The organism is Endozoicomonas sp. (assembly GCF_051008435.1).
Classification (GTDB): Bacteria; Pseudomonadota; Gammaproteobacteria; order Pseudomonadales; family Endozoicomonadaceae; genus Endozoicomonas_A.
This window is the reverse complement of the sequence record NZ_JBPCXO010000324.1, coordinates 1-11,371: the sequence shown is the minus strand read 5'-3', so window position 1 is coordinate 11,371 and position 11,371 is coordinate 1. Positions and strand designations below refer to the sequence as shown.

Here is an 11,371-nt window from a genome sequence, read left to right as displayed (position 1 = left end):
CACGTTACAGCTCGACCTTAAACCCTACACAAGAGTGGCGTAAGACATACTCCGGTATGCAGCCGTGTTGACGGTGTAGATAAACCCAGAGAATCACTGATTGTCGCAGGTTTTTAGTAGCGGTAGCGAACAGTGGTCAGATCTTTCTACATTTACTGTGCGATACCTTGGGCAGCGCTTTGGTGGCCATGTTTTATGATTCTTCGCAAACTATCGCCATCCTTATGGCCTCAGTATTGTTATTGTCCTGGGTCATTTCTTCCGTTTTGATGCCACTGTTCTCAGGAGAAAAGGTGGTCGTAAAATAATGTGTGTAGCAGCACAGGAAGGTTTTTTCGATCTCAGTGAGTCCGTTGGCGCTCCATAATAGACAGACCTGCTATTCTAATGACCGTAAAGTTAGCTTTGTTTTTTTACCAGGTGTTTAGCGGTTACTGGAGCGTAAAATGAGATCTAAGTCCTTCTTCGTATTTTTATTGGCCATGTTCATGGTATTGGGTTCCTCTTCTTTTGCCAGCCCTCCGGCTGCTGTCGGCAAACCCCTGTCGCAAATCATCAAGTTGCTTGAGGATCAGGGATATCGACCCATTGTTGATGTCTCCATGGATGACGGGTTATGGGAAATTGAAGCTTACAAGGGCAATGAAAAGAGAGAGTTGAAAGTGAATCCAGATAGCGGGGAAGTGGTCTCGGATCGTCCGGATGACTGATCTGACCTACAGGGTATAAGACTTTTGCCTTATACCCTGTATGCCGAGTAAGCAGGCTCTCATCAGGTCAGTAGACCTACCCGTGCAAGCTGCCAGCGTTTTTGTTGTTCCTGTATGGATGATTTCATTTCTTCATACTGTTTATGAAACTCTGAATTCTCCCAGTTTTGTTTAAGCTCTTCAGCTTTGTGCTCAACCCACTTCTGACGAAGCTTGTTCCAGTCGTGCCAGGTGCTGCTAACCAGTTCATATTGTTCTTCGAGCTTTTGCAGGGCAATCTGACAAGTCAGTTTCTGACTAGCGTACTTATACTGCATATCGATCCGGGCTTTTTCGATTCGGTAATCGCTGACACGTTTCAGGCTGTCAGTGAGACCCACTTTTGAACAGCCGTAAATCAGCCATTTGGTCGGATCAAACTGCCACCAGCGAATACCATTACGGTAATCATACTGAAAAATATGGTGGTAGTTGTGATAGCCCTCACCCCAGGTCACCAGGGCCAGGAAGCCATTGTCCCGGGCTGTATTCTTATCAGTGTATGGACGCTTGCCCCAGATATGAGCCAGAGAGTTGATAAAGAAAGTAAAATGGTGGCTCAGCACCAACCTTAATACGCCTCCCAGAAGCAGCATGGCGATGACGTCGCCCATCAGGAAGCCGATCAGTGCTGGCACACCAATATTCATCAGCAGAACCAGTGGCACATAGTATTGTTGCTGCCAGGTGACAATGGGATCTCTTTGCAGGTCCTTGATATTGGAAAAATCACCGGCTTTTGGATCATAGTCACGGAGCATCCAGCCAATGTGTGAGAACCAGAAACCACGGCGGGCAGAGTAGGGATCTTTATCATAATCGTCGACAAAGGCGTGGTGGCGACGATGTCCGGAGGCCCAGTTCATGATGCTGTTCTGGGTGGCCATGGCTCCCCAGAGTGCAAACCAGAGACGCAGAGACCAGTGGGCTTGATAGGCCTTGTGTGACCATAAGCGGTGGTAGCCAGCGGTAATGGCGGTACCGTTAAACATGAGTATTAATGCGGCAACGATCCATTCACGGAGTTCAAAACCATGGGTAAAACCGTACCAGGGAACCAGGGTGACCATGGCTAAAAACGTTAGCGAAAAAAGTAACGTGGTCATCCAAATACGACGAGGTTTCTCCATGGTGCGCTCATATCATCTTTATCAAGGAATCTGGATTCTCGCACAATGTTGCTACGCTGTTAAGGCGTATTATTTGTTGTTAAGTTGTGTGGCCTGCTATGACTTGAAAGATAAAAACCGCTGTTTTTCATAGATGTTTTTCATAGACATGCAGGCTCTGATACGTAAGGCTTCAGGTCATAGTGTTCAATCTTGATACCTCTGCACCAGGATCGTTATTCACTCTCTGGGTTGATCTGTGAGTTGATGAATCAACCAGGCAGCCAGTCTGGCTGTGCGCAGGTCATGATCAAACCCAGGGTTGTATTCGGCAATGTCCATGACCCTGACTTTTGCACTTTGCTTGATGGTTTGAAGCAGGGTTGCGGTTATATCCAGAGGAATTCCTCTGACGGCAGGAGCACTGACACCGGGTGCCTGATAGGAAGGGAAAGCATCCAGATCAATGGTTAAGTAAACGTGATCCACCATAGAAGTAAAGCAGGTCAGCTCTTCGATCAGGAAGTCGAGATTTTCGCGATGTATTTGGTCGTCGGTAATATAAGCCGCATTAAGGTCATCAGCCCGATCGAATAATGCCTGGGTGTTGCTGCTGCGGCTGACGCCAAGACACATGTAGTGAAAATCAAGATTCTGGTGTTCACAGAACTGAGCTACCTGCCAGAAAGGTGTTCCGGAACTGGCTCCTTTTTCCGGCTTTCTCAGATCAAAATGAGCATCAAAATTGATGACACCAATGTTCAATCCTTTGGGGCTCTTGAGATCTTGAGTCAGAAAGTCTGCCAGCCCTTTAAAACTCCCCCAGGCAATCTCATGCCCACCGCCAAGGCCGACCGGCAGGATGCCATCCTGAAGGGCTTTGACAAGCGTTTGGCTATAGCGGCTTTGAGCTCCTTCAAGATCACTGTCCTGGCAATGGACATTACCCAGGTCAAAAAGTGCATCGTCGCGATTCCAGGGAAGGTTAGCGAGGCACTTTCGAATCATATCAGGGCCTTTGGCTGCTCCTACCCGGCCATGATTGCGCCTGACCCCTTCATCGCAGGCCAGTCCCAGCAGGGCAAGGCCGCTTGAACCTGAGTGTTCTGAGTAGGGTTTTATTTTCTGGTGCCAGCGTTGTGTCTGCTGTGGGTCTCCATCATGGTCGACCCGGCCGGACCAGACATTGGGTTCTACAGGTTTTAACTCAGACATGAGAAGTGGACACTCTTATCGTGTGAAATACGCCCCTTCCAGCTACAACAGCATGACAGTGATCCGGGGGGCGGTGTTTCCGGTTCATCGCTGACTCGTTTCAGATCAATAGGCCGAAGAGGATCTGACTTTACCCTGATAAAACGTTAGTGAAGGCCTTTCTCCGGTTAGACTGGCTGCCAGTGAGGCCGGACTTTGAATGGGCCACAGGGTTAGATCGGCCTGGTAACCTGTTTTGATCATACCTACCTGATGATGCAGACCCAGAGCTCTGGCTGATTGTCTGGTGACACCGGCTAAAGCTTCTGAGGGAGTTAAACCAAACAGGGTACAAGCCATATTCATCATCAGTCGCAACGAGGTAAAGGGAGAAGTACCAGGATTCAGATCTGTTGCCAGCGCCATGGGTATGCCGGACGCCCGAAGTTTTTCAACAGGAGGGAGCTGAGATTCTTTAAGAAAATAAAAAGCTCCTGGCAATAATGTAGCAACTGTGGTGCTGTTCTCCAGTGCTTTCACACCTTCTTCACTGAGGTACTCAAGATGATCGACAGAGAGTGCCTCGTAAGCCGTTGCCAGCTGAGTGCCCTGACTATCAGACAGTTGTTCGGCATGTAGCTTTACGTGCAAGCCAAGAGATTTTGCACACTGAAAAACTTTTTCGGTTTGAGACACATTAAAAGCAATGTTTTCGCAGAAGACATCTACGGCGGTTGCCAAACCTTCTTCAGCGATCACGGGCAGCATCTCCTCACAAACATGCTTTATGTAGGCATCCGCTTGCCCTGAAAATTCCGGTGGCAGGGTATGTGCACCCAAAAAGGTTTTTTCGATTCTGACGGGGTATTGCTGTTCCAGTTCTCTGGCAGCCCGCAGTATTTTCAGCTCAGTCTCTAGATTCAGGCCATAGCCGGATTTAATCTCCAGCGTGGTTACCCCTTCGCGCAGGAGTGCTTCAAGTCGAGGGCGGGATTGGTCAATTAAATGATCCAGACTGCAGCGGCGCGTGGCATTCACCGTCGACATAATGCCGCCCCCCTGTTTGGCAATGTCGCTGTAACTCTTGCCTTCCAGTCGCTGTTCAAACTCGGTGGAGCGATCTCCTGCATAGATCAGGTGAGTATGACAATCGATCAGGCCTGGCATCAGCCACTGGCCGTGGCCATTAATCACTTCTTTGGGTTGAAGTGCTGAAGGTATCGATTCAGCACTTCCTACCCACTGAATGACTCCCTGATCAATAACCACCGCACCGTCTGAAATTTCTCCGTAGCTGCCTGCTGTATTTTCGCTATGGGCGTTGATCGAAGGATCCATGGTAGCAATATGGACATGGGTGATCAGTAGATCGCAGGTACCCGTTGCTTTTCTTCCGCTATAGGCATTTGTCATGGAGTGTTCCAGGCAGTCGTCAGGTGTTCGCAGAAATGATTTCTGTCACTCTAAATTATGGCTGCTTTTTGTCAATCTCTTATCTCTCTAGGCGGAGTGGGCAATCAAAATGAATATTTACTATCTAAGAAGCCTTACATAGTGCTGACAGAACCTTGAGATTTTTATTTTTCAATAGTATTTTGTACGACTATCTAATCATAATAATAAACCAGAAAGGGATATTTCATGCGTTCATATAGAGCAGCATTCGTATTGCTCAGCGTTTTTTTGCTGGGAGGCTGTGCCGCAACAACCGTTCAGAATAATGTGCATCATGCATATTCCACTACTGAGAGTGAGCGTGAAAAAGTTAAGAAAATTCTGATCGTTCCCTCCGATGTTGTTGTTAAAGAGCTGGGAGTAGGTTCAGTTGAAGAAGTTCCAGAATGGACTGAAAAAGGAAAAGAGCTTGTAGACAGTGAGCTGGAATCCTATATGAACAGTCATCTGGGTACTGTTAGCTTGGTTCCTATGCCAGAACTAACGAAGGAAGAGCAGGCAATACTGGATCAGCATGTCGTTCTATATGATCTGGTGGCAGGTAACGCTTTAACGATAACTAACATTGCCGCTTTTAAATCTGAGTCTGACCGTCCTGACGATACATTAGGTTCGGGTCTGCGTTTTTTGAAAGAGAAATCAGGGGCCGATAGTGTATTACTGACTTTTGGTGCTGATTTTGTTTCCTCCGGAGGAAGAGTCATGACAGCAGTATTGCTTGCTGCTGCTGGTGTTGTTATTCCGGGCGGACATGCTGTTCTTAATACAGGCTTAATAGATTTGGATACGGGTGATGTGATCTGGACCAACACTTCTTTAAGTACCTCCATTTCCCTGAAAGACGATAAAGGTGCTAAGTCCATGGTTAAGCAAACGCTTGGTGCGTTTCCGTCACTCTGAGTGCGAGGGATTGAACATGCAATGGAAAGCATTGGCTCTGATCACCACAATGATGATGGCAGGTTGCTCTACCAGTCATATCAAACCCTATAGTTCAGCGGGTGTAGCCAAGGCAGAGGGGGAAGAGAACAGGCTTTGGCATTCTGCTGATCGCTATGAGAAACAGCTGAAAGATTCCAGTCGTGTGTATGATAGTGAGGTTTTGCAGGCCTATCTACAGGGCATCATGGATAGGCTATATCCTGAATTTAAGGGGAATATTCGAGTTTATGTGTTGAAACAGCCGGTTCTGAATGCTTTTGCACTTCCAAATGGTGGTGTCTACGTCAATACCGGTCTGATCGCGGCCATGGAGAATGAGGCTCAGTTGGCTACGGTACTGGCGCATGAAGGCATTCATTACATCAACCGACATTCAATGAAGCAACGAGAAGTCAGAAAAGTGACTTCGGCTTTTGCAACTGCAACCATACTGGTTGGTTTTCCTCTTTTAGGAAGTGTTGGCCTGGCTTCAACGGTTACCGGATATTCCCGAGATCTTGAGCGCGAGGCAGACGACGAGGGATATGTTCGGTTGGTTAATGCCGGGTATGATCCTTCGCAATCAACAGTGGCTTTTGAAGCACTGGCCAGAGAAGCTAAGGCCAGTGAAGTCAAGCGGCCAATGTTTTTCTCGACGCATCCCGCTATGCAAGAAAGGATTGAACACTTCCAAAAGCTTCAAGAGAAAGATGGTGAAGTTCGTGGGACAGAGACCTACGCAAAACGTTATCACTCTCACGTAGAAGTGTTAAGAAAAGAAGTGTTGAAAAACAAACTACAGACAGGACGGTACAATGAGATTATTGCTACTTTTGAAGCTCCGTCCCAAGAAGCATTGTATGAGGAAATCGATCATTACATTCTGGCTGAAGCACTCAGGCTAAGAAACAAGGATGATGACAAGGGTAAAGCAATTGCTATCTACAAGAATTTGATGGTAATTGATGAAAATTTTGCACCTCCCTATAAGGCGATGGGATTGATCAGTTATAAGGAAAAAGACTATCAACAGACCAAAGTATTTTTGCAGAAATTTCTAGAGCTTGAGCCTGACAGTACTGACAGCCCTTTCATTGAACAATATTTGGAACTGCTTTGAATAAGGAATTTAGATAATGACAAAGTCAGGAGTTAAAGCGATTCTTGTTGCTTCGCTCATTAGCATGCTGAGTGGCTGTGCTAGCTGGAGCGTGGTTGAAAAATCTGACCTGGTGAGTCCGGATGGTAGCTTCAAAATTGAAGCGCCATTAGGTTGGGTAAAAGGTCCGAATCAGAATGCTGTTTTTCTTACGGAAGAGGGTCCACACCTGCAGAAAGTAATGATGCAGCGTTATGATCACAAAAAAGCATTTGAAAGTATTAAAAAAACGTCTTCAGAAGAAATGATGCCTATTGAACTGGCCGACTATTATCTGGCTTCCTTCAAAAAGGAAAGAGATGGCCTAGAGGTTGAGCAGCTTGATATAAAACCGGTAAAACTGTCCGGACAAGCTGCATTTCGTATGTTGTTGCAAACTACGACTTCCCGGGGGTTGAAGATTAATACACTGGCTTATGGCTTAAGTTCCAAGAAGGGATTTTATGAGCTTTCCTACTCTGCCCCTGAACTTCACTATTTTGAGAGAGACCTTCCTGAGTTTGAAAAGATGGTAAAAAGCTTCGAAGCCCTGTGATAAAGTGCTTGCTGAAAGTGGGCCAAAAAGGCCTGCTCTCAGCTTTTCAACTGTCCCCATTTATTACTCAGTGGTGACAGAAAAATAATAATTATGGGTTCGATTGTCACTTCGAACCTTCATCAAACATCCAGCCACCTGTGAATCCATGACTTCCACAAGAACTAAGTGAATTCACTGGCTTTTTTTAAGCTATAGGCATCGTGAGGTAACCCTTTCATGAGTCAAGGCAATCGGTTTGATCCTCTTCGTACTATCCGTGCACCACGGGGTACAGAACTTTCTACCTGCAACTGGCAGGTAGAAGCTCCTCTGCGAATGTTAATGAATAACCTGGATCCGGAGGTGGCAGAACACCCCCAGAGTCTGGTGGTTTATGGTGGCATAGGCCGGGCTGCCAGAAATTGGGAAAGTTATGACCGCATCGTCGATACGCTCAAAAGTCTCAAGCCCGATGAAACCCTGCTGGTTCAATCAGGTAAGCCCGTGGGTGTTTTCAGAACCCACGAAGGCGCTCCAAGAGTATTGATTGCCAACTCCAACTTAGTGCCTCACTGGGGTAACTGGGAGCATTTTAATGAGCTGGATCGTCAGGGATTGATGATGTATGGCCAGATGACGGCGGGTTCATGGATTTACATTGGTTCTCAGGGCATTGTGCAGGGGACTTATGAAACTTTTGTCGCCATGGCTCGCAAACATTTTGATGGGCAAGCTGCAGGCAAGTGGATTCTGACCGGTGGTCTTGGTGGTATGGGCGGTGCTCAGCCTCTTGCGGCGACGATGTCCGGTTTCTCGATGTTGGCCTGTGAAGTGGATGAGTCCAGAATCGATTTCCGTCTGAAAACCCGTTATCTCGATGAAAAAGCCCGGACCCTGGATGAAGCACTGGCACTGATTGAACAGGCTCATTCTGAAGGTCGTGCTGTTTCTGTGGGTCTTCTGGCCAATGCTGCCGATGTTTTTCCTGATCTGGTCGCTCGTGGCGTTACCCCCGATGTGGTGACAGACCAGACGTCTGCCCATGACCCACTGAATGGCTATCTGCCAAAAGGCTGGACGTTGGCACAGGCGGCTCAGAAACGTCAGGAAAATGAGGCTGAAGTCATGAAGGCTGCCAAGCAGTCCATGGCGGTTCAGGTTCAGGCCATGCTGACACTTCAGGAGCGAGGTGCGGCAACGGTGGATTATGGCAACAACATTCGCCAGATGGCAAAAGATGAAGGCTTAGAGAATGCCTTTGATTTTCCAGGCTTTGTTCCTGCTTATATTCGTCCTCTGTTCTGTGAGGGTATTGGACCTTTCCGTTGGGTTGCTTTATCCGGTGACCCGCAAGACATCTATAAAACGGATCAGAAAGTTAAGGAACTGATTCCGGATGATCCTTCCCTGCATAACTGGCTAGACATGGCACGGGAAAGAATTGCGTTTCAGGGGCTGCCTGCTCGCATTTGCTGGATAGGCCTGAAGGACAGAGCCCGCCTGGGCATGGCTTTCAATGATATGGTGGCCAGTGGGGAATTGAAGGCCCCTGTTGTTATTGGTCGAGACCATCTGGATTCTGGTTCGGTAGCCAGCCCTAACCGTGAAACAGAAAGCATGAAAGACGGCAGTGATGCTGTATCAGACTGGCCCCTGCTTAATGCGCTGTTAAATACGGCTTCGGGTGCCACCTGGGTTAGCTTGCATCACGGCGGTGGTGTTGGCATGGGATACAGTCAGCATGCCGGAGTCGTCATTGTTGCTGATGGTACTGAGCAGGCCAGGGAAAAACTGTCCCGGGTGCTCTGGAATGATCCGGGAACCGGTGTCATGAGGCATGCCGATGCTGGCTATGAAATTGCCAGAGATTGTGCCCGGGATAATGATCTCCATCTGCCGATGGAGGCCTTATGATGCAAATTACACCTGGGAAGATGACACTGCAGCAGTTGCGGGAGTTGAGCCGGTCGCCGATCCGGGTCGAGCTGGATCCAAACTGCTATCCGCAGATTCAGAAAAGCCTTGAGTGTGTTCAGAAGGTTGTCAGCGAAAACCGGGTGGTTTACGGCATTAATACGGGTTTTGGTATGTTGGCCAGCACCCGTATTGCCGAAGAAGACCTGGAGAAACTACAGAGCAGTATTGTTCTTTCTCATTCGACCGGTGTCGGAGAATGGATGAAAGACAACACTGTTCGTTTGATGATGGTGTTGAAGATTAATAGTCTGGCTCGGGGTTATTCCGGTGTCAGACCTGAATTGATTGATGCTCTGGTGACGCTGGTGAATAAGAGCGTGTTGCCTTGTGTGCCTGAGAAGGGCTCGGTTGGAGCCAGTGGTGATCTTGCACCACTGGCTCATATGAGTTGTCTGTTGTTGGGCGAAGGCTTGGCCAGGGTGAAAGGCAAAATGGTTTCAGCACGGGAAGCTTTAGCAGAGGCTGGACTTGAGCCATTAAGACTTGCTCCTAAAGAAGGGTTAGCCCTTTTGAATGGGACTCAGGCCTCTACGGCTTTTGCGTTGGAAGGCTTGTTGGGTGCGGAAGACCTTCTGGCGTCGGCTGTGGTCACGGGCAGTCTTTCAGTGGAAGCGGCAATGGGTAGCAGAAAACCTTTTGATGAGCGTATTCACGTAGCCAGGGGGCTACCGGGTCAGATTGATGTGGCTAAAGCTTATCGGGCTCTGCTGGATCACAGTGCTATTGAGTCGGCTCATGAGCATTGCAACAAGGTTCAGGATCCCTATTCATTGCGTTGCCAGCCTCAGGTTATGGGAGCATGCCTGGAGCAGCTGCGTCATGCGGCAAGATTGCTGGAAGTAGAAGCCAATGCGGTTTCTGATAATCCACTGGTGTTTGCTGAAGATGATGAAGTGTTATCGGGCGGCAATTTTCATGCAGAACCTGTCGGTATGGCGGCTGAGGCTATAGCCTTGGCGAGTTGTGAGATCGGGGCGATCAGTGAGAGAAGGGTGGCTCTGCTGGTGGATCACCATCTGAGTGGTTTGCCGCCTTTCCTGGTTGAGAACAGTGGTGTGAACTCCGGCTTTATGATTGCCCATAACACAACGGCAGCACTGGCCAGTGAGAACCGTTGCCTTTCTCATCCTTCGGTGACGGATAGCCTGCCGACGTCTGCTAATCAGGAAGATCATGTCTCTATGGCGACTTATGGTGCCCGCAGGTTGAGGGAGATCAATGCCAATACCGGAGCGATTCTGGGGATTGAGTTGCTGGCAGCAGGGCAGGGTGTTGATTTGAGGAAACCCTGTTCTACTTCTGAGTCTTTAGAAGAAGTCATGGTTCTATTAAGAAAACAGGTGCCTTTTTATGATCAGGACCGTTATTTCGCGCCGGATATTGAAAAAGCAAGCCAATTAGTTACCAGTGGTCGTTTAAATGCTTTTGTCTCCAGAGAATTACTACCCAGTCTATAAATAAGAGCGCTAATTAAACGGGAGATGAAAAGAGTCCGCTTAAGGGCTCTTTCCTGTTTCAAGAAACACTTCTTAATTACTTTTCAGAAAAAAGTTTCTTTGTTCAAACTGATTAAATTACAGTTCTTCTTTTTTTACTGTGATGGCCTGACCTTCATTACCGGCATAAACAACAACAATTTCAGCAGGCTCATCTGATTTGTTTTCACCGTAATGCCATTCATCCACCATTTCAACGAGGGCATCACCTGCTTTCATTTCCAGCTTTTTACCATCAGATAAGCGTACGACGGTTAATTCACCTTTAGTCAGATAGCCAGCATTAATAACAGGATGCTTGTGAATAGGCAGCCTTGAATTAGGAGCTATGGCAATGCGTAGTACTCGGACTTCTGGGTTTTCCAGGTGAACCCCTTCCAGAGGCGTGCCATCCCAGCTGGTGGTGCTGTGCGCCAGAACTTCAGTGGAAGACTGGCCTGCGGAAAAGGCAAAAGAGCTGCTGAGAGCCAGACACAGAACAGCACTTCTTAAAGCTGTTTTCATTATGGTTTTACTCCGAGGGATATTATTAATGTATTCATCAAAAGCAAATCAAAGGTGGCCTGATCAGGTGCAGGGGATGCTAGGAGCCTGTCGGACTTAAGACTATTTCGGCCTAAATTCCAGAAAGAACGGCCCAATTATTCGAAGAATTCGATTAAATAGATCAACTATTCTCACGAATCCATCGAATAATTCGACTCGCTCTACTGAAATTTATGCTCGAAAGCATAAGTCCGACAGGCTCCTAGTCAGACATAATTCCCCTCTGCCAAATTTAGGTGTTTCAATGC

10 protein-coding genes are annotated in these 11,371 nt (G+C 47.7%); 6 read left to right on the top strand and 4 right to left on the bottom strand.

The genetic code is table 11. The features are described 5' to 3' along the window. Positions 1 to 446: 446 nt before the first annotated feature. Positions 447 to 710 carry a PepSY domain-containing protein gene (locus ACR2PX_RS16455; RefSeq protein WP_434000444.1) on the top strand — a complete coding sequence of 88 codons (264 nt, stop codon included), beginning with the start codon at positions 447 to 449 and terminating at the stop codon, positions 708 to 710. A gap of 62 nt (positions 711 to 772) precedes the next feature. On the opposite strand, the gene ACR2PX_RS16450 is transcribed toward ACR2PX_RS16455, so the two are convergent. The 3 genes from ACR2PX_RS16450 to hutI all read right to left on the bottom strand — a co-directional run bounded on the left by ACR2PX_RS16450 (position 773) and on the right by hutI (position 4,465). Continuing rightward, a complete protein-coding gene (locus ACR2PX_RS16450; protein WP_434000443.1) occupies positions 773 to 1,879 on the bottom strand; it encodes an acyl-CoA desaturase in 1,107 nt (368 codons plus the stop codon). A 219-nt stretch (positions 1,880 to 2,098) separates the two neighbouring features. After that, positions 2,099 to 3,073, bottom strand: coding sequence for a formimidoylglutamase (hutG, locus tag ACR2PX_RS16445; protein ID WP_434000442.1), 975 nt, complete (start codon positions 3,071 to 3,073; stop codon positions 2,099 to 2,101). Between the two features lie 105 nt (positions 3,074 to 3,178). Further along, positions 3,179 to 4,465, bottom strand: a complete 1,287-nt coding sequence (gene hutI, locus ACR2PX_RS16440) for an imidazolonepropionase (RefSeq protein ID WP_434000441.1) — start codon at positions 4,463 to 4,465, stop codon at positions 3,179 to 3,181. Between the two features lie 228 nt (positions 4,466 to 4,693). Here hutI and ACR2PX_RS16435 point away from each other — a divergent pair, with 228 nt between their 5' ends. From ACR2PX_RS16435 to hutH, 5 genes are all read left to right on the top strand, one after another. Continuing rightward, positions 4,694 to 5,407, top strand: a complete 714-nt coding sequence (locus tag ACR2PX_RS16435; protein WP_434000440.1) for a hypothetical protein — start codon at positions 4,694 to 4,696, stop codon at positions 5,405 to 5,407. A 16-nt stretch (positions 5,408 to 5,423) separates the two neighbouring features. Continuing rightward, positions 5,424 to 6,548, top strand: coding sequence for a M48 family metalloprotease (locus tag ACR2PX_RS16430; RefSeq protein WP_434000439.1), 1,125 nt, complete (start codon positions 5,424 to 5,426; stop codon positions 6,546 to 6,548). A 16-nt stretch (positions 6,549 to 6,564) separates the two neighbouring features. After that, positions 6,565 to 7,122, top strand: a complete 558-nt coding sequence (locus ACR2PX_RS16425) for a hypothetical protein (protein ID WP_434000438.1) — start codon at positions 6,565 to 6,567, stop codon at positions 7,120 to 7,122. A 219-nt stretch (positions 7,123 to 7,341) separates the two neighbouring features. Continuing rightward, complete coding sequence (hutU, locus tag ACR2PX_RS16420; protein WP_434000437.1) at positions 7,342 to 9,018, top strand: urocanate hydratase; 1,677 nt, start codon at positions 7,342 to 7,344, stop codon at positions 9,016 to 9,018. Next, positions 9,015 to 10,538, top strand: coding sequence for a histidine ammonia-lyase (gene hutH / locus ACR2PX_RS16415; protein ID WP_434000436.1), 1,524 nt, complete (start codon positions 9,015 to 9,017; stop codon positions 10,536 to 10,538). Before hutU ends, hutH begins: the two co-directional genes overlap by 4 nt. 117 nt (positions 10,539 to 10,655) lie before the next feature. Here the strand turns inward: hutH and ACR2PX_RS16410 are convergent, their stop codons facing one another. Then, a complete protein-coding gene (locus ACR2PX_RS16410; RefSeq protein WP_434000435.1) occupies positions 10,656 to 11,081 on the bottom strand; it encodes a cupin domain-containing protein in 426 nt (141 codons plus the stop codon). Between the last annotated feature and the right edge of the window lie 290 nt (positions 11,082 to 11,371).

Excerpts from the sequence above, each read along its gene's own strand:
- ACR2PX_RS16455 (WP_434000444.1), top strand. The coding sequence starts at position 447 with ATGAGATCTAAGTCCTTCTTCGTATTTTTATTGGCCATGTTCATGGTA.
- ACR2PX_RS16450 (WP_434000443.1), bottom strand. The coding sequence starts at position 1,879 with ATGGAGAAACCTCGTCGTATTTGGATGACCACGTTACTTTTTTCGCTA.
- hutG (WP_434000442.1), bottom strand. The coding sequence starts at position 3,073 with ATGTCTGAGTTAAAACCTGTAGAACCCAATGTCTGGTCCGGCCGGGTC.
- hutI (WP_434000441.1), bottom strand. The coding sequence starts at position 4,465 with ATGACAAATGCCTATAGCGGAAGAAAAGCAACGGGTACCTGCGATCTA.
- ACR2PX_RS16435 (WP_434000440.1), top strand. The coding sequence starts at position 4,694 with ATGCGTTCATATAGAGCAGCATTCGTATTGCTCAGCGTTTTTTTGCTG.
- ACR2PX_RS16430 (WP_434000439.1), top strand. The coding sequence starts at position 5,424 with ATGCAATGGAAAGCATTGGCTCTGATCACCACAATGATGATGGCAGGT.
- ACR2PX_RS16425 (WP_434000438.1), top strand. The coding sequence starts at position 6,565 with ATGACAAAGTCAGGAGTTAAAGCGATTCTTGTTGCTTCGCTCATTAGC.
- hutU (WP_434000437.1), top strand. The coding sequence starts at position 7,342 with ATGAGTCAAGGCAATCGGTTTGATCCTCTTCGTACTATCCGTGCACCA.
- hutH (WP_434000436.1), top strand. The coding sequence starts at position 9,015 with ATGATGCAAATTACACCTGGGAAGATGACACTGCAGCAGTTGCGGGAG.
- ACR2PX_RS16410 (WP_434000435.1), bottom strand. The coding sequence starts at position 11,081 with ATGAAAACAGCTTTAAGAAGTGCTGTTCTGTGTCTGGCTCTCAGCAGC.